The organism is Phenylobacterium sp. (assembly GCF_041691455.1).
Lineage (GTDB): Bacteria > Pseudomonadota > Alphaproteobacteria > Caulobacterales > Caulobacteraceae > Phenylobacterium.
Map to the genome: position 1 here is coordinate 23,685 of NZ_JBEPUO010000029.1, position 17,344 is coordinate 41,028.

Here is a 17,344-nt window from a genome sequence, read left to right on the forward strand (position 1 = left end):
GTTGAGCGAGGGAAAGCTAGGCCGCTTATTCCTACTTAACGAGTGGGATTAAGCTACGGCGAGCCGCAGAAAATCTGCAAGCTACTCCGCGGCCAACAGCACCCGGCCGGAGGTGAACGAGGTCTTCTCGGCGAGCTCGGCCTTGGCCTCCTCGTATTCCGCCGAGAGCCGGGCCACGAGTTCGGCGGCGGTCGGGATGTCCTTCACCGCCCCGATGCCCTGGCCGCAGCCCCAGATGTCGCGCCAGGCCTTTGCCTTGGAGTTGCCGCCCGACCCGAAGTTCATCGCTGAGGCGTCGGAGACCGGCAGGTTCGCCGGGTCCAGGCCCGCCGCAATGATCGAGGGTGTCAGGTAGTTGCCGTGCACGCCGGTGAAGAGGTTGGTGTAGGTGATGTCCTCGCCGCTCGAGGCCACGATCATCGCCTGGTAGGCCGGGTCGGCGTTGGCCTCCTGGGTGGCGATGAAGGCCGAGCCCACGTAGGCCAGGTCCGCACCCATCGCCTGGGCCCCCAGCACCGCGCGGCCGTGGGCGATCGAGCCCGAGAGCGCGATCGGCCCATCGAACCACTCGCGCAGGCCCTGGATCAGGGCGAAGGGCGACAGGTGACCCGCGTGACCCCCTGCCCCGGCGGCGACCGGGATCAGGCCGTCGGCCCCCTTCTCGATGGCCTTGCGGGCGAAGCGGTCGTTGATCACGTCGTGCAGCACCACCCCGCCATAGGAGTGGACCGCGTCGTTCACTGGCGTCTGCGCGCCCAGCGAGGTGATCACGATCGGCGCCTTCCACTTGGTGGAGAGCTCCACGTCCTGCTCCAGCCGGTCGTTCGACCTGTGTACGATGTGGTTGACCGCGAAGGGCGCGGACGGCGCCTCGGGATGGTCGCGGTCCCAGGCCGCCAGCTCTTCGGTGATCCGGTGCAGCCACTCGTCCAGCATCGAGACCGGCCGGGCGTTCAGCGCCGGGAAGGAGCCGACGATGCCGGCCTTGCACTGGGCGATCACCAGGTCGGGGTTGGAGATGATGAACAGCGGCGAGCCGATCACCGGCAGGCGGAGGCGGTCACGCAGGACGGGCGGCAGGGCCATGAAGGGGTCCTCGAGGTTGGTTCTTTAAATTTACGATGTACGCAACAAGATTGAGCATGGCAAATCCGCCCTCCGCGGGCAAGCGGTCATACCGCGAAGATGCGTTCGATCAGCCAGAAGGCGGCGAACCCGCCGATCACATAGGCCGGAGCCACACGGGCGAAGACGGCGCTGTCGACGGGCAATCGGCGGCGCGCCTGGCGCAGGACCCAGATCGCGGCCAGCGCCACGGCGATGAACATCAGCTGGCCGATCTCCACGCCGACGTTGAACAGCAGCAACGCCTGCGGCTCCGCGCCCTTCGGCAGGCCGACCTGGGCGAGCGCACCGGCGAAGGCCAGGCCGTGCAGCAGGCCGAAGGTGAAGGCGATCAGCCACGGATGCCGGTGAGTCAGGGTCTCCGGCCGTCCCGGCAACGGGACCAGCTCGCAGGCCACGAAAACGATGCTCAGCGCCACCAGGGCCTCGATGATCGCCGACGGGAAATGCACGAAGCCCAGCGCCGCCAGCGCCAAGGTGATGCTGTGCGCCACGGTGAAGGCCGAGACCGCCTTCACCAGGCGCCAGCTCGGCCCGATCAGCAGCAATAGACCGAGCACGAACATCAGGTGGTCGGCGCCGGTCAGGATGTGGCCGATCCCCAGGGCCACGTAGGCCGGGATCCGCAGGCCCTGGGGTCCGGCCAGCGCCAGCTTGCGGCTGGGATCGGCCGGCCGGATGACGTCGTTGACGGTTTTTCCGTCCGCCGTGGTCACCCGCATCAGGACGTCGGTGACGGTCTGAGGCAGGCCCTCGATGCTCACCGTCTGGCCGTCCAGCGGCGGGCCGCCGACCACATGCCAGGTGCGGATCACGAAGCCGGGCGAACCGGATTGGCTGGACGGCGCCCGGTCGATGACCCCGGACGACAGGTGCGGGACCATGTGGACGGTCATGTCGCCGACCATCGGCTGTTTCCAGACCACGTCGTAACGGCCGGAGCCGGTCTCGATGATCTGGATCAGCGCCGGGCGGATTTCGTGCGCGGACGCCAGCCGCGGTGCGGCCAGGGCCAACAGGAGGAGCAGCACGGCCACGAGCCGCCCGACGAACGCTCCTCCCCGCAATTTCCACCCCCACGGCTCTGACCTAGCGTCAGTTTTTGACAGTCGCCGGCCAAGAGGACAATCATCCATCGCGACGGTGCGCCCGGCAGGCCGCAAGGCCCGTGAGAACGCTCCGCGGACACCGGCCCGCCGGTGAGAGACTGGGGAAACAGATGAACCGGCAACCGCGCCGCAAGGCGGCTCCTGTCCTGGCCGCCGCCGCGCTCCTGGGCGCGCTCGGCGCCGCCGGCTCCGCACCGGGCCAGGGCGAAAAGCCCGCCGCCCCGCCGGCTGCCGTCGCGGCGAAGATTGCGCCCGCCAAGGCCGGTGCGAAAACCGGCCACCTTCCTGGGTACAACCCCGACCGCAATGCCTATTTCGGCGACCTGCACGTGCACACGGGCCTGTCGTTCGACGCCTACATCTTCAATGTCCGGGCCATGCCTGACGACGCCTACCGCTTCGCCAAGGGCGACACGATCGGCCACGCCGCCGGCTTCAACATCCGCCGCTCGGGCGGGCCGCTGGACTTCACCGCGGTCACCGACCACTCCGAGTACATGGGCGCCATGCGCGAGGCGAACGACCCGAAGAGCCCGCTCAACAAGTTGCCCATCTCCCAGGGCCTGTTCAGCTCCGATCCGAAGCAGATCACGGCCGCCTTCACCAAGATGGTCGCGGGCTTCGAGCACAACACCTTGCCCAAGGAATTCAGCGCTCCGGACGTCGTCGGCCGCGCTTGGACCGAGGTGCAGCAGGCCGCCGCCCGCCACAACGACCCCGGCCGCTTCACCACCTTCGTGGCCTATGAATACACCTCCGCCCCGGACGGCCGGAACCTGCACCGCAACGTGATCTTCCGCACGACCAAGGTCCCGCAGCTGCCCTACACCGCGGTCGTTTCCAACAACCCCGAGGACCTCTGGCAGACCATGGACGCCTGGCGGGCGAAGGGCATCGACGTCTTGGCCATCCCGCACAATTCCAACGGCTCCGACGGGCTGATGTTCGAGCCGACCAAGCGCGATGGCACGCCCATGGACCGGGCCTACGCCGAGCTGCGGATGCGCAACGAGCCCCTGGCCGAGATCACCCAGATCAAGGGCACGTCGGAGGTTCACCCATCGCTGTCGCCCAACGACGAATGGGCCAACTTCGAGATCATGGAGCGCTACATCGGCTCCAACCGCCCGGTGACCAAGTTCCACGGCAGCTATGTGCGCGAGGCGCTGAAGGACGGGATCCTGATGCGCGAAAAGGTGGGCTTCAACCCGTTCAAGTTCGGCTTCATCGGCTCCAGCGACACTCACAACGCCGCTCCGGGCTCCACCGAGGAGCGCAACTACTTCTCCAAGGTCGGCCGCTCGGACGGCACGCCCGCCCAGCGCGGCTCGGTCCCGCCCGGCGGCGCCAAGACCTGGCCCGCCGACACCCCGGATTCCGCCCACGCCACCGCGCCCTACCAGGCCTGGGGCGCCTCGGGCCTGGCCGGCGTCTGGGCCGAGGAGAACTCCCGCGAAGCGATCTTCGCGGCGCTGCGGCGCAAGGAGACCTTCGCCACCTCCGGCCCGCGCATCCGCCTGCGCTTCTTCGCGGGCTACGACTTCCCCGACGACCTGGCCCACCGCACCGACCTGGTCCGCGAGGCCTACGCAAAGGGCGTGGCCATGGGCTCCGACCTCGCGCCCTCGAGAGGCAAGGCCCCGAAGTTCCTGATCTGGGGCGTGCGCGACCCCAACTCCGGCTATCTGCAGCGCGCGCAGGTGGTGAAGGGCTGGGTCGAGAACGGCGTCGCCAAGGAACAGGTGTTCGACGTCGCCTGCGCCGACAAGCTGACGCTAAACAAGACCACCTGGCGCTGCCCCGACAACGGCGCGGGCGTCAACATGGCGACCTGCGAACCGGACCCCTACAAGGGCGACGTCGAACTGCGGACGCTCTGGACCGACCCCACGTTCAAGCCCAACCAGCGGGCGTTCTACTATCTGCGGGTCCTCGAAAACCCCTCCTGCCGGTGGTCAACCTGGGACGCACTGCGAAACGGCACGCCGCCCAACCCGACGCTCGCCAAGACCATCATGGAGCGGGCCTGGTCCTCGCCGATCTGGTATGAGCCCAAAGCCTGACGCCGAGCTGTCGGCGGGGCGCGCGAAGGGCTTGGTCCGCCGCGTCCTGCGCGAACCGCTCGTCCATTTCCTGGCCATCGGGGCCGTGCTCTTTGCCGGGCTCACACTCGTGAAATCGCTCGAGCGGCCGACGGTCCGGCTCGACGCCCAGGACTTGAACCAGCTCGCCTCCTACTGGGAGGTGCAGATGCAGCGCCCGCCAAACAAGGCCGAGTTGCAAGGGATCATCCGCGACCGCATCGACGAGGAGTTGCTGGCCCGCGAGGCGCTGAGGCTCGGCCTCGACAAGGCGGACATGATCATCCGCCGCCGGCTGGCGCAGAAGATGGCCTTCGCCACCGACGACCTCGCCCAGACGGCCGAGCCTACCGAGGCCGCGCTCCAGGCCTACTACGCCCGCACCGCCCAGGCCTACGCCGCCCCGACGCGGGTCGCCTTCCAGCAGGTGTTCTTCTCCGGCGACCGGCCGCACGGCGGCGCAGAGCGGGCCGCCGCCCAGGCTCTACAGCGCGCCGAAGAGGACAAGCGCGAGCCGCAGGGCGATCCCTTCCTCTTCCCGCTCGCCTATGAGGACGTCGGGCTGCAGGATCTGCTGCGCGACTACGGAACGGCCTTCGTGAAGGCGCTGGAGACCGCGCCGCTCGGGACCTGGCAGGGGCCGGTGCTGTCGCCCTACGGCTGGCACATCGTCAAGGTCACCGTCCGGCGCGCGCCACCGGCGGTTTCCTTCAACTCGGTGCGCGGCCAGGTCCGCGACGCCTACCTGGCCGAGCGCCGCGCCGAGGCCAACGCCGTCTTCCTGCGGGACCTGCGCAAGCGCTACCGGGTGGTCATCGCGGGCGTTCCCGAGGACTGACCGGCCACGCCCTCACCTCGCGTGAACTTGACGCCAAGGGCCTTGCGGGACCATCACCCGACATGGCCGACGCCCCCGCCCTCGCCCCAAGCCTGACCGGTGATTTCCCGGCCGTGACCGAGGCCGACTGGCGCGCGCTTGTCGACAAGACCCTGGGCGAGGCGCCCTTCGCCTCGCTGGAGAAGACCACCGTCGAAGGCCTGCCGATCGCTCCGCTCTATGCGCCCGCGCCGGAACCCCTGGCTCCGGCCCGCGCGGTCCCCGCCGACCGCGCCTGGGAACTGGCGACGCTCACCGCCCACCCCGACCCGGCCCGCGCCAACGCCGAGATCCTCGCCGACCTGCGCGGCGGCGCCGCGGCCGCCGTCCTCCGCGTCGATCCCGCCGGCAAGACGGGCGTCGCGATAGGCTCCGCGGCGGACTTGGCGCTGGCGCTCGACGGCGTGATCCTGGAGTTCGCCCCGGCCGCCCTCGACGCCGGCTTCCTGGGCCCTCAGGCCGCGGACTGGCTGAGCGCGGCGGCCAAGGCCTCGCCGAGCGCCCTGCTCCGTTTCCATCTTGATCCTTTGAGCGCCTACGCCGAAACGGGCGCCAGTCCCGGCCCGATCGAGGCCCATCTGATCTCGGCGGCCAATGTGGGCGCGCGCTTGGCCGAGACGCACCCGCTGGCGCAAGTCTTCCTGGCGTCCGGCCGCGTCGCGCATGAAGCCGGCGGCGGCGAGGCCCTTGAGGTCGCCTTCGCAGCGGCCGCCGCCGTGGCCTACGCCAAGGCCCTGGTCCGGGCCGGCATGCCCATGGCCGGCGCCTTCGCCCGCATCACCCTGGGTCTCTCCGTCGACGCCGACTATTTCGTGGCCATCGCCAAGCTGCGCGCCGCCCGCGCGGTCTGGGCGCGGATCGCCGCGGCCTGCGGCGCGGATCCCACCGCGCGCATCGAGGCGCGTTCCTCGCGCCGCATGCTGACCGCCAAGGACGCCTGGACCAACATGATCCGGCTGACCGCGGCGGGCTTCGGCGCGGCGGTCGGAGGCGCGGACAGCGTGATCCTCGGCGGCTTCACCGATGCGCTGGGTCTCCCCACGGAATTTGCCCGGCGCCAGAGCCGCAACGCCCAGCTCGTGCTTATGGAAGAAGCCCACGTCGGCCGCGTCGCCGACCCGGCGGCCGGCTCCGGCTACGTCGAGGCCCTCACCGACGAGATCGCCCAGGCCGCCTGGAGCCGGTTCCAGGCCATCGAGGCCGCCGGCGGCGCGGTCGCGGCGCTCAACTCGGGCTGGGTCGCCGATCAGGTCGCGGCCGACGCCGCCGCCCGCCCCGAGCCCAAGATCATCGGCGTCACCGCCTTCCCGCCGGCCAAGGACACTCCGGTCGAGGTCGAGATCGCCGCCGCCCGCACGGTCCAGGCGCCGTCGACGCGCCTGCCGGGTCCCGACGGCGCCTGCCCGCCGCTCAGGCCCATGCGCATCTCGGAGCCGTTCGAATGAGCCGCTTCCCCGACTTCGCGACCTTGCCCTTCGGCGATCTCCCGACCCAGCCGCTACAGACCGGCGAGCCCTGGCAGACGCCGGAAGGCATCGCCGTCCGCCCCGCCTACGGCCCCGCCGATACCGCGGGCCTCGACACGCTCGCCGGCTACCCGGGTCTCGCGCCGTTCCTGCGCGGCCCCTACCCGACCATGTACCTGACCAACCCGTGGACCATCCGCCAGTACGCGGGCTTCTCCACGGCTGAAGATTCCAACGCCTTCTATCGCCGCAATCTCGCGGCCGGGCAGATGGGACTCTCCATCGCCTTCGACCTCGCCACCCACCGCGGCTACGACTCGGACCACCCGCGGGTGAAGGGCGATGTCGGGATGGCGGGCGTCGCCATCGACTCCATCTTCGACATGCGCACGCTCTTCGACGGCATCCCGCTCGACAAGATGAGCGTCTCGATGACCATGAACGGGGCGGTGCTGCCGATCCTGGCGCTCTACATCGTGGCCGGCGAGGAGCAGGGTGTGCCGCACGCCAAGCTCTCGGGCACCATCCAGAACGACATCCTGAAGGAGTTCCTGACCCGGAACACCTACATCTATCCGCCCGGCCCCTCGATGCGGATCGTCTCGGACATCTTCGCCTATACGTCCAAGGAGATGCCGCGCTTCAACTCGATCTCGATCAGCGGCTACCACATGCAGGAAGCCGGCGCGACGCTGGACCTGGAGCTCGCCTATACCCTGGCCGACGGGGTCGAATACGTGCGCGCCGGCGTGGCCGCCGGCCTGCCGGTCGACGGCTTCGCGCCCCGCCTGTCGTTCTTCTGGAACGCCGGCATGAACGCCTTCATGGAGATCGCCAAGCAGCGCGCCGCGCGCCTGCTCTGGGCCCGGCTGATCAAGGACGAGTTCAACCCGAAGGACGTCCGCAGCCTCAATCTGCGCGCCCACACCCAGACTTCGGGCTGGAGCCTGGCGGCCCACGACGTCTTCAACAACGTCGCCCGGACCACCGTCGAGGCCATGGCCGCGGTCGGCGGCCAGACCCAGAGCCTGCACACCAACTCTCTCGACGAAGCCCTTGCCTTGCCGACGGATTTCTCCGCCCGCATCAGCCGCAACACCCAGCTCTTCCTGCAGGCCGAGAGCGGCCAGTGCCGGGTGATCGACCCCTGGGGCGGCTCCTACTACGTCGAGCGCCTGACCGCCGACCTGGCGGCCCGGGCGCTGACCCACATCGCCGAGGTCGAGGCCCTGGGCGGCATGGCCAAGGCCATCGAGAACGGCCTGCCCAAGCGGCGCATCGAGGAGGCCTCGGCCCGCACCCAGGCGCGCATCGACGCCGGCATCCAGAGTGTGGTCGGCGTCAACCGCTACCGCCCCGACGTCGCCGACGAGATCCCGATGCTGAAGGTCGACAACACCGCCGTCCGCGAACAACAGCTCGCCAAGCTGAAGCGCCTGAAGGCCGAGCGCGATCCGGCGGCCACGGCCGCGGCGCTCGAGGCCCTGACCAACGGCGCGGCCGGCGGCGGCAACCTGCTGGAGCTGTCGGTGAACGCCGCCCGCGCCAAGGCCACGGTCGGCGAGATCTCCGACGCGCTGGAAAAGGTCTTCAATCGCCACAAGGCCCACGCCAACGCCGTCTCCGGCGTCTATCTGCGCGAGAGCGGCATCACCGCCACCGCCCGCCGGGCCCAGGAGATGGCCCAGGCCTTCGCCCAGGCGGACGGCAAGAAGCCGCGCATCTTGGTCGCCAAGATGGGCCAGGATGGCCACGACCGCGGCCAGAAGGTGATCGCCTCGGGCTTCGCCGACCTCGGCTTCGACGTGGAGATCGGCGACCTTTTCCAGACGCCGGCCGAGACCGCAGCCCAGGCCGTGGCAGACGGCGTCCATGCGGTGGGCGCCAGCTCGCTCGCCGCCGGCCACCTGACGCTCGTTCCCGAGCTCAAGTCCGAACTCGCCCGCCTCGGCCGCGAGGACATCATGGTGGTGGTGGGCGGCGTCATCCCGCCCGAGGACTTCGCGGCGCTGAAGGAGATGGGTGTCGCCGCCATCTTCACCCCGGGCACGACGGTGCCGGACGCCGCCATCTCGGTCATCGAGCGCCTGAACGAGTTGCTCGGCTACGCCCAGGAGCAGGCGGCGGAATAGGCGCAAGGCGCATCCGCCGCCGACTCGACCGAGCTTCGCGCCTGTGCCCTGTTGGCTGGGGCTTTCACGGAGATCACGCTTGGCGACATCGGACGAGGCGCTGGAGCGCGGCGCCATGAAGGCCATCGCCTGGCGGCTCCTGCCGCTGATCGGGCTGGGCTACCTGATCTCCTACATGGACCGGGTGAACATCAGCTTCGCCGCGCCGACCATGAACGCGCAGCTGGGCTTCACCGCCTCGGTCTATGGCTTCGGGGGCGGCCTGTTCTTCATCAGCTACGCCCTCCTGGAAATCCCCTCGAACCTGGCGTTGGCGCGAGTTGGCGCGCGGCGGTGGATCGCCCGCATCATGGTCACCTGGGGCGTGGTCGCCATGAGCATGGCGCTGGTGCGCACCCCGATGCAGTTCTACGCCGTGCGCTTCCTGCTCGGCGCCGCCGAGGCGGGGTTCTTCCCGGGCGTGATCTACTACCTCGGCCTCTGGTTCCCGCAGGCCTACCGCGGCCGGGCGATTTCGCGGTTCTATATCGCCGCGCCCCTCGCCTCGGTGGTGATGGGCGCCGTGGCGGGCAGCCTTCTGCGGCTGGATGGCGCCCTCGGCCTCCACGGCTGGCAGTGGTTGCTGATCGCCGAGGGCGCGCCGGCGGTGATCCTCAGCCTAGTCTTCCTGAAGTTCCTGCCCGACCGGCCGGGCGACGCCGCCTGGCTCTCGGTGGAGCAGAAGGCCTGGCTGGAAGCCCGCCTCGCCGCCGACAACGCCGCTGTCGCGGCCCCCGACCACAGCCCGTTCCGCGCGCTCCTGCGGCCTGAGGTCCTGGCCCTGGTGGCGATCAATTTCGTCTACCTCGGCCCCTACTACGCCTTCACCCTCTCCGCCCCGACCGTGCTCAGGGGCTCGACCGGGCTCGACGCGACCCAGGTCGGCTATCTGGTGGCGGCGGGCGGTTTGACCGGAGCCGCGGGCATGGCCGCCGTCGGCTGGAGTTCGGACCGCCTGCGGGAGCGCTACCTGCACCTGGCCCTGCCGCTGGTCGCGGTGGCGGGCGCCTTCGCCGTCATGGCCTGGTCGCCCTCGCCGCCCGTGGTGATGGTCGCCTACCTCGCCATGATGGGCGGGTATTTCGCGGTGAGCGGGGCCTTCTGGCTGGCGCCGTCCGAGATCGTCCATCCGCGCGCGGTCGCCGTGACCGTCGCGGCGATCAACGGCCTGGGCCAGGTGGGCTCATTCGTCTTCCCCTGGCTCTGGGGCCTCGCGAAGGACTCCACCGGCGGCTACCACACAGGCATGAGCCTGCTCCCCGTCACCTTCCTGGCGGGGGCTGCGATCATGCTGGGACTGCGCCAGGCGCGGCGCGGCAGGATCGCCGCGCCGGCCTGAGGTCTACTTGCCCGCCGGGTTGAACGCGGCGGCTTGGGTCGCAGCCTCGGAGGGAACCGCGGCCGGCGCGGCGGCGGCCGAGCGCCGGGGGCCCATCGCGGCCTGGGCCGCGGCCAGCTCGGACTTGTCCAGCGCCCCGTCGTGGTTCTTGTCGAGCACGTCGAAGAACTTGGCGAGCTGGTCGCCGATCCGGCCCTTCAGCTCGGCCTTCTCGACCTTGCCGTCGATGTTGTCGTCCAGCATGCCCATCAGGCGCCCGGCGTTCATCTCGCCATCGTAGCTCACGCGATGCTTCGCCGTCTCATCGGCCCAGCGGAAGCTGAGCGAGGTGAACAGCATCTCCTGGAAGGACTGCTCGCCCCAGGTGACCTGGATCTTCGGGTCAGGGTTCGACGGGTTGCGCTTGGAGTTGTCGTAGACGTAGTGGGCGATCAGCTTGGAGCCGGCCGGCACCTTGATCGGCTCGGCGAAGGTGTAGCTGCGCTGCCAGTTGAAGTCGTAGCGCGGCAGGCTGAGCAGCAGCTTCTCCTTGCCGTCCGGATAGCGGATCCACAGGTCCGACGAATAGGCGCGGTAGTGGGCGTGCGGGAACGCCGAATAGAGCAGCGCGTCGTGCGGGAACTCCACATAGGCCACTTCCTGGTGGCGCGCTTCGCCGGGCGGAATGACGATGGTGTTATCGATCACCACCACCGAATGCATGATCAGCTCCGGCGGCTTGTCGTAGAAATAGAGCGCGATCTGGCTCTTATCGACGACCTCCTTGCCGAAGGGCGTGTAGTGCGCCTGGAAGCCGATGGCGCCGCCGGGCGGCAGATAGGTGCCGGTGTCGGCGGGCATGATGTTGGATTCCGCGCCCACCGCGTAGCCGGCGCCCAGCGAGGCGGCCCACTTGGTCTCCGAGGAGCGGCCGTCGGCCGGCATCTCAGCCATCCAGCCGGTCAAGAGGTGGTGCACGCCCTGGCGCGAGCCGGGCTTGATGGTCGCCGCGCGCACCCACTTGCCTTCGGTCATCGGGCTCGCCACCGCCGGGCGCTGGTAGTCCACCACGCCGGAGGCCGGGATGGTGTAGGCCGGCACGTTGATGATCACGTCCGGCTTGCCCAGCGGCCACTCCAGGGCGACGTGCTTGACCGCGCCCAGGGGGTCGGCGCCCTCGCCGCGCGGCGCGCCGGCTTCGATCCAGTGGACCAGGGTCTTCACCTGCTCCGGCGACAGCCGCTGGTCGTCGGAGAATTTTCCGATGTGCGGATCGGCGTGATAGGGCGGCATCCGGTCGGTGCGGACCACTTCGCGGATCATCGGGGCGAAGCCTTTGACCATGGCGTAGTTGGTCATGGCGAACGGGCCGATGCCGCCTTCCTGGTGGCAGGCCACGCACTTGGCTTCCAGGATCGGAGCGATGTCCTTGGCGTAGGAAACCTTGCTCACGCCGCGTTCGGGGAAGGCGATGGCCGCGCCGTGGCTCGGGGCCGCGGCCGCGACATTGACCGGCTGGCCGGCGGTGAGCGCGTCGAGCGCCTTGGCGGTCGCCTCGCCGGCGAGCGCGCCGCGGTAGGCGACCTTCCAGCTCTTCGGATCGACCACGAAGACCTCGGCCGAGCGGCTCACGCCGAGGCTCTCGCCCACCAGCTGGTTGGCGTCCATCAGGATCGGGGTGTCGTAGCCGGCCTTCGCGGCCTCAGCCTGGATGGCCTCGCGGCTGTCCTTCAGGTTCGAGTTCAGCATCATGAACTCGACGCCCTTCTGGCCATAGGCGGCCTTCAGGGCCTTCAGCTTGGGGGCGAGGCCGCGCATCACCGCGTCGCCGTTCGCCTGGGTGACGATCACCACCGCCTTGGCGTCGGCGAGGCGATAGAGCTCGTGGGCCTCCATGTTGGCGTCCACGAGCATGAAGTTGTCGACGCCGGTCGCCGCGGTCGCCGCGGCGCTGGGCGTTTGGGCCCTGGACGCCGTCGTGTCGCTGGAGAAACCCATGATCGCCGCCGTGCTGGCCAGCAACGCCAGGACGCCAAGTTTTGCACCGTTCATCGGATAGCTCCCAAGATCGGCCGTTTCGGCCACGCGCATTCCGCGCGAACTTACGGCGTATATCGCCCACCAAGGTTACACGAATATTGCCGCGCTTGTATGCGACGCCGTGTCATCGAGGGGTCGCCGCCGCGGCCCAGTTTGGATGCAGGGGCCTTAAGGAACTTCCTCGCCGATCACCTTGAAGCCCGCGAGCGTGTTGAGCCCGAAGCTGGTGGTGATCGCCGCGTCGGTGGCGTCGCGGCCGCGGGCCATCAGGATGCGGCCGATCCGGGGCCTGTTGTGGCGCGCGTCGAGGATGTGCCAGCGGTCGCCGAGATAGACCTCGAACCAGGCGCTGAAATCCATCTCGCCCACCACCGGCACGCCGATGTCCGGCAGGTAGCCGGTGCAATAGCGGGCCGGGATATTCATGCAGCGGCAGAGCGTGATCGCCAGGTGCGCATAGTCGCGGCAGACGCCGAGGCCCTCCTCGTGCGCCTCGAACGCCGTCTTGGTCGGCCGGGCGTGCTCGTAGCCGAAGGCGATGCGGTTGTGGGCGTATTCGACGATCGCCTGGGCGCGACCCCAGCCCGGCGGGATATCGCCGAACAGCTTCCAGGCCAGAGCGCCGAGGAGCTCGGTCTCGCAGTATCGGCTGGCCAGGAGAAAGACGATCACCTCGTTGGGCAGGTTCTCCACCGGATGCTGGATCGCCTCGGGGCTGACCGGGTCCGGCTGGCCCGAGTCGCGCACCATGAAGTCGCCGCTCAGCACCGTGCGGCCCGGCGGACAGACGATCCGGCTGCAGAGGTTGCCGAAACCATCGTGGTACTGCGTCACCGGGATCTGCGGATCGGTGCGGATGACGTCGGGCGTCTCCAGGTCCTGGTAGCGCGAGGAATGGACGTTTAGCAGCAGCAGCATCGGCGTCGGCTGCGGACATTCGTAGGTGATCTCGTAGCCGGCTCGAATGTGCATGGGGTCCTAGGTCGTGGCGGTCAGCGTCCCTGCGCAACACGCCGCGGGGGCGCCGGTTGCACATCGGCGCAGGCTTCCACCGAAACCTCAACCTCTACGTCCATGCCGAGGTAGTCGGCCGGCAGGCCCGCCCAGGTTCCGTGCAGCGGCACGGCCTGGCGCGGATCGCGCGCGATCGCCACGCGCACCAGATCGGCGTTGCCGACGATGCCGTTGGTCGGGTCGAACTCCACCCAGCCGCAGGACGGCAGGAAGACCCGCACCCAGGCGTGGGTGTGTCCGCCGCCGGCCCGGCCGGCCTTCTGCGAGGCGGAATAGACGTAGCCGGAGACGAAACGGGCCGCGAGGCCAAGACTCCTGACCGCCTCGATCATCAGCATCGCGAAGTCGCGGCAGCTGCCAGTCCCCAACGCCAGGGTCTCAAGCGGCGCCTGGGGCGCGCCGGAAAGCCGGGTCCCATAGGTGAACCCGTCATGGATCGCGTGCGTCATGTCGCTCAGGAGGGTCCGGAGGCTGGTCGGCCCCGCCCTCCGCACGAAGCGCCGCGCCCAGGCTTCCAGTTCGCCGCCCGGGTCGGCGTGCTCGCGCTCCATCGAACGCGCCAGGTCCGGCAGGTCTTCCGGCGCGTAGGCCAACGGCAGGACAGCGCCATAGGCCTCGCCATCGAAGTCGAAGGCCGGTTGCGGGGTATGCTCCAACGTCATGCGGCTCTCGACCGCAAGCCGGTCGGTGCGGCCTGTGAAGCGCGCCAACGTCACGCAGTTGCCGAACACATCGTGGGTGTTGCGGAGCATCGACGGCTCCGGCGTGATGGAGAGCTCGGCCGAGATCAGCCGCTGGTCGTAGCTCTCCAGCGGCCGCAGCATCATGCGGTGCTCGCCGAGCGCGACCGGATTGCGGTAGCGGTAGGCCGTCAGATGGCGGATGGAGACCAAGGGCATTGCCGGACGTTGCGGGCGATTCCGTTAACCAGTCGATGACACCGCTTGCGCCCGATCCGCGCACCGTCGCCATTGTGCTGAATCCAGGCGCCGCCTCGCCTTTTCTGCTCCTGGGCGACCACGCGGGCCGGGAGATCCCGCCGGCGCTCGGCGACCTCGGGCTGTCCGCCGCCGAGCGCGGCCGCCACATCGCCTGGGACATCGGCGTGGCCGGCCTGGGCGAACGGCTCGCCCAGGCGCTCGGCGCGACCTTCATCCGCCAGCGCTATTCGCGCCTGATCATCGACTGCAACCGCGATCCGGCGCGGGCCGACGCGATCCCTGAGGTCAGCGACGGAACCCACGTCCCTAGCAACCAGGGCCTCACCGCCGCCCAACGCCAGGCCCGCGTGGACCAGATCGCCCGCCCCTACCACGCCGCCATCGCCGCCGAACTGGACGCGCGCGCCGCCCGCGGCCTGCTCACCACCCTGATCTCGCTCCACTCCTTCACGCCCCGCATGGGCGGCTTCGACCGGCCCTGGCGCTTCGGAGTGCTGCACGCCGACAACAGCCCCTATTCCCGCGCCGTCCTCGCCCGGCTGCGCGGCGAGCTGGGCGAGGATCTGGTCGGCGACAACCAGCCCTACCGGATGGACGAGGTCGACTTCACCATCCCCAGGCACGCCGGCGGGCGCGGCCTCGACTACCTGGAGCTGGAGGTGCGTCAGGACCTGATCGCCGAGGCCGCCGGCCAGGAGGCGATCGCCGCCATTGTCGCGCGGCTGCTGCCTCTGGCGCTCGGCGATCTGCGCGCGCAGGATATTTCACGGCGGGCCCCCAGACCCGGCCCGGAGGAGACTTGAGATGAGCGACACAGCCAGCGCGCCAGCGCCCCGCACGACCACCGCCCCCTCCGTCCGGTTCGGCTTCATGAAGTTCGTCGTACGCGACCTGGACGCGATGCGGTCCTTCTATGAGCGCGCTTTTGGCCTGGTCGTCGCCCAGACCATCGACCTGCCCGACATCGTCGAGCTGGTCTTGCGCCGCCCCGGCGAGGAGACCGGCTTCAGCCTCATCCTCTATTGGAACAAGGACGGCCGCGATGTCGCCGTCGGGACCGGCCACGGCCCGCTCGGCCTGTACGTCCGCGATGTCGACGCCGCCTTCGCCCATGCGGTGAAGGAAGGCGCGGCCCCCCATCGCGAGCCCTGGGACACCGACGCCATGCGCGTGGCCTTCGTCCTCGATCCCGAAGGCCGCGAGCTTGAGCTGATCTCGATGCGCGCCCGCTGAGGAACAGCGCGCGCCGCCGGGGGGTTCTCCAGATGAAGAAGGAGCCTCGCGATGTTCATCCTGCCCAAGCTTCCCTACGACTACGCCGCGCTGGAACCGACGCTGTCGGCCGACACCTTGCGAACCCACCACGACAAGCATCACAAGGCCTATGTCGAGAAGACCAATGAACTCGCCAAACGGGCCGGGCTGGACGGCCGCTCGCTAGAGGACGTGGTGCGCGACGCCCATCGCAAGGCCGACCAGAAGCTCTTCCACAACGCCGCCCAGGCCTGGAACCACGCCTTCTTCTGGCTATGCATGACGCCCCAGCCGGCCGCGCCGTCAGGGCCGCTGAAGGCGGCCATCGATCGCGCCTTCGGCGGCGTCCGCGGCTTCAAGGACGCCTTTGTCGCCGAGGGCGTCGACCATTTCGGGTCCGGCTGGGTCTGGCTGGCGGCCGGCTCGGACGGGCTGAAGGTGATCTCCACCCACGACGCCGACGACACCCTGATCCGGGACGGGCTCTTCCCGCTCCTGGTCTGCGACCTGTGGGAGCACGCCTACTATCTCGACTACAAGAACGACCGGAAGACGTTCCTCGAGCGCTGGACGGACATGGTGGCCAACTGGGCCTTTGCCGAACGCCAGCTCGCCGCCGCGAACGGAGCCGGCGAGGGTTTCCTCTACCCTGAGGTCGCCGCCAGCGAAACCGGCGCAGCCCGCCGCGACGCGCCCGGCCACGGCGACCGCCCGCCGGCCTGACGCGCCGCCCGGCCAACGACCTCTCGACGTTCAGACGACCTGGATCCCTCGATAGCTCCCGGGACCGGCGGACACTGTCCGGCCGGGAGTTCGCGCTACCCGCCGCCCAGCGACGGCGATTCAACCCCTGGTTTGGTTGACGAGCCTGGAGCGCTATTTCGCATCCCAAGCGAATTCTTCGCGTAACTCTTTTTCGTTACGTGGGTGATCTGAAACACGCCTTCGTCCGTACTCCTCAAGACATTGTAATTTCAATGGCTTATCACGGCTTCGTGTGAATAACTCTTTTGGCGTTACGCGGTTTGGGTAACGGAGGACGGGCCTCCAAGTGGAACAACCTGGGAGGGTTTTCTGTGACTATCAAACTCATGACATCGGCCTCCGCCCTGATTTTGGGAGCGGCCCTGGCCACCTCGGCGATGGCTCAGGCCACGGCCACCGCCACCTCGACCCCCGCGGGCGCTGACGCGTCGGCGACGGGCAGCACGGACGCCGGCAGCGCGACCTCCGCGTCGTCGACCACCAACCATTCGGGGAACACCGACAGCTCGACCAACAGCTCCCGCTCCGGGAACACCGTCGCGTCCAACAACACCCTGACCGACACGGACACCGACAACTCCCACTCCGGGAACACCAAGACCGTCGCGTCCAACAACACGCTCACGAAGACCTTCACGGACTCGAGCACCAACAGCTCGCACTCTGGGAACACCATCGCGTCCAACAACACCAAGACCGTCACCAAGACCGACAGTCACAACCTGGACGTCACCGTCACCAAGACCGACAGCCACGACGACAACTCCACCCACACCCGGACCGTGACGCTCTCCAAGAACGAGCTCAGCGGCACGGTGACCGGCGTGAAGGTCATCTACGCGGCCCCGGTCGGCGGGGCGGGCGGAGCGGCCTCCGACACGCAACCCGGCGGCGCCGGCGGCGCGGCCACCCAGTCCGGCGTGCTCACCACGGGCGCGATCTCCATCGACGGCGGTTCGTTCGCGAACTTCGCTGGCGTGCAGACGGCGAGCTTCAACAGCGGCGTCGGTTCGCTGAACCAGGCGGCGACCAGCCTCGCGGCGAACGCCAACATCAGCTTCGGCGCCCCACCCCCGTAGCTGAAACGGGTCGCGGGGGGGGGGGGGGGGGGGGGCCGCGCGGGGGGTGGGGGGGGGGGGGGCCCCCCCGGGGGGGGGGGGGGCGCGGGGGGCCCCCGCCCCCC

14 protein-coding genes are annotated in these 17,344 nt (G+C 69.4%); 9 read left to right on the top strand and 5 right to left on the bottom strand.

Annotation, left to right across the window (positions count from 1 at the left end; translation table 11 throughout):
* Window positions 1-81: 81 nt before the first annotated feature.
* Together ACESMY_RS20250 and ACESMY_RS20255 are read right to left on the bottom strand one after the other, a co-directional pair.
* Window positions 82-1,086 (bottom strand): NAD(P)H-dependent flavin oxidoreductase, encoded by a 1,005-nt coding sequence (locus tag ACESMY_RS20250; protein WP_372786429.1) that lies wholly within the window; start codon window positions 1,084-1,086, stop codon window positions 82-84.
* 86 nt (window positions 1,087-1,172) lie between these two features.
* On the bottom strand, window positions 1,173-2,162 hold the full coding sequence (locus tag ACESMY_RS20255; RefSeq protein ID WP_372786430.1) for a HupE/UreJ family protein: 990 nt from the start codon (window positions 2,160-2,162) through the stop codon (window positions 1,173-1,175).
* 182 nt (window positions 2,163-2,344) lie between these two features.
* Between ACESMY_RS20255 and ACESMY_RS20260 the strand changes: the two genes are divergently transcribed.
* The 5 genes from ACESMY_RS20260 (at window position 2,345) to ACESMY_RS20280 (ending at window position 10,168) form a co-directional block, all read left to right on the top strand.
* Complete coding sequence (locus ACESMY_RS20260) at window positions 2,345-4,297, top strand: DUF3604 domain-containing protein (RefSeq protein WP_372786431.1); 1,953 nt, start codon at window positions 2,345-2,347, stop codon at window positions 4,295-4,297.
* Window positions 4,281-5,153: a peptidyl-prolyl cis-trans isomerase gene (locus tag ACESMY_RS20265; RefSeq protein WP_372786432.1), complete on the top strand. Its 873-nt coding sequence runs from the start codon at window positions 4,281-4,283 to the stop codon at window positions 5,151-5,153. Before ACESMY_RS20260 ends, ACESMY_RS20265 begins: the two co-directional genes overlap by 17 nt.
* A 62-nt stretch (window positions 5,154-5,215) precedes the next feature.
* Window positions 5,216-6,637, top strand: a complete 1,422-nt coding sequence (locus tag ACESMY_RS20270; protein WP_372786433.1) for a methylmalonyl-CoA mutase family protein — start codon at window positions 5,216-5,218, stop codon at window positions 6,635-6,637.
* A complete protein-coding gene (scpA, locus tag ACESMY_RS20275; RefSeq protein ID WP_372786434.1) occupies window positions 6,634-8,790 on the top strand; it encodes a methylmalonyl-CoA mutase in 2,157 nt (718 codons plus the stop codon). Before ACESMY_RS20270 ends, scpA begins: the two co-directional genes overlap by 4 nt.
* Window positions 8,791-8,869: 79 nt before the next feature.
* A complete protein-coding gene (locus ACESMY_RS20280) occupies window positions 8,870-10,168 on the top strand; it encodes an MFS transporter (protein ID WP_372786435.1) in 1,299 nt (432 codons plus the stop codon).
* Between the two features lie 3 nt (window positions 10,169-10,171).
* Here ACESMY_RS20280 and ACESMY_RS20285 read toward each other — a convergent pair whose 3' ends face one another.
* From ACESMY_RS20285 to ACESMY_RS20295, 3 genes are all read right to left on the bottom strand, one after another.
* Window positions 10,172-12,199 (bottom strand): redoxin family protein, encoded by a 2,028-nt coding sequence (locus ACESMY_RS20285; protein ID WP_372786436.1) that lies wholly within the window; start codon window positions 12,197-12,199, stop codon window positions 10,172-10,174.
* Window positions 12,200-12,355: 156 nt separating this feature from the next.
* Complete coding sequence (locus ACESMY_RS20290; RefSeq protein WP_372786437.1) at window positions 12,356-13,159, bottom strand: transglutaminase family protein; 804 nt, start codon at window positions 13,157-13,159, stop codon at window positions 12,356-12,358.
* 20 nt (window positions 13,160-13,179) lie between these two features.
* Window positions 13,180-14,100 carry a transglutaminase N-terminal domain-containing protein gene (locus ACESMY_RS20295; RefSeq protein WP_372786438.1) on the bottom strand — a complete coding sequence of 307 codons (921 nt, stop codon included), beginning with the start codon at window positions 14,098-14,100 and terminating at the stop codon, window positions 13,180-13,182.
* A gap of 35 nt (window positions 14,101-14,135) precedes the next feature.
* Between ACESMY_RS20295 and ACESMY_RS20300 the strand changes: the two genes are divergently transcribed.
* The 4 genes from ACESMY_RS20300 to ACESMY_RS20315 all read left to right on the top strand — a co-directional run bounded on the left by ACESMY_RS20300 (window position 14,136) and on the right by ACESMY_RS20315 (window position 17,240).
* Window positions 14,136-14,945: an N-formylglutamate amidohydrolase gene (locus tag ACESMY_RS20300; protein WP_372786439.1), complete on the top strand. Its 810-nt coding sequence runs from the start codon at window positions 14,136-14,138 to the stop codon at window positions 14,943-14,945.
* A 1-nt stretch (window position 14,946) separates the two neighbouring features.
* Window positions 14,947-15,375 carry a VOC family protein gene (locus tag ACESMY_RS20305; protein WP_372786440.1) on the top strand — a complete coding sequence of 143 codons (429 nt, stop codon included), beginning with the start codon at window positions 14,947-14,949 and terminating at the stop codon, window positions 15,373-15,375.
* Window positions 15,376-15,426: 51 nt separating this feature from the next.
* A complete protein-coding gene (locus tag ACESMY_RS20310) occupies window positions 15,427-16,119 on the top strand; it encodes a superoxide dismutase (protein ID WP_372786441.1) in 693 nt (230 codons plus the stop codon).
* A 353-nt stretch (window positions 16,120-16,472) separates the two neighbouring features.
* Window positions 16,473-17,240 carry a hypothetical protein gene (locus tag ACESMY_RS20315; protein WP_372786442.1) on the top strand — a complete coding sequence of 256 codons (768 nt, stop codon included), beginning with the start codon at window positions 16,473-16,475 and terminating at the stop codon, window positions 17,238-17,240.
* Window positions 17,241-17,344 lie beyond the last annotated feature (104 nt).

Excerpts from the sequence above, each read along its gene's own strand:
- ACESMY_RS20250 (WP_372786429.1), bottom strand. The coding sequence starts at position 1,086 with ATGGCCCTGCCGCCCGTCCTGCGTGACCGCCTCCGCCTGCCGGTGATC.
- ACESMY_RS20260 (WP_372786431.1), top strand. The coding sequence starts at position 2,345 with ATGAACCGGCAACCGCGCCGCAAGGCGGCTCCTGTCCTGGCCGCCGCC.
- ACESMY_RS20265 (WP_372786432.1), top strand. The coding sequence starts at position 4,281 with ATGAGCCCAAAGCCTGACGCCGAGCTGTCGGCGGGGCGCGCGAAGGGC.
- ACESMY_RS20270 (WP_372786433.1), top strand. The coding sequence starts at position 5,216 with ATGGCCGACGCCCCCGCCCTCGCCCCAAGCCTGACCGGTGATTTCCCG.
- scpA (WP_372786434.1), top strand. The coding sequence starts at position 6,634 with ATGAGCCGCTTCCCCGACTTCGCGACCTTGCCCTTCGGCGATCTCCCG.
- ACESMY_RS20285 (WP_372786436.1), bottom strand. The coding sequence starts at position 12,199 with ATGAACGGTGCAAAACTTGGCGTCCTGGCGTTGCTGGCCAGCACGGCG.
- ACESMY_RS20290 (WP_372786437.1), bottom strand. The coding sequence starts at position 13,159 with ATGCACATTCGAGCCGGCTACGAGATCACCTACGAATGTCCGCAGCCG.
- ACESMY_RS20295 (WP_372786438.1), bottom strand. The coding sequence starts at position 14,100 with ATGCCCTTGGTCTCCATCCGCCATCTGACGGCCTACCGCTACCGCAAT.
- ACESMY_RS20300 (WP_372786439.1), top strand. The coding sequence starts at position 14,136 with ATGACACCGCTTGCGCCCGATCCGCGCACCGTCGCCATTGTGCTGAAT.
- ACESMY_RS20305 (WP_372786440.1), top strand. The coding sequence starts at position 14,947 with ATGAGCGACACAGCCAGCGCGCCAGCGCCCCGCACGACCACCGCCCCC.
- ACESMY_RS20310 (WP_372786441.1), top strand. The coding sequence starts at position 15,427 with ATGTTCATCCTGCCCAAGCTTCCCTACGACTACGCCGCGCTGGAACCG.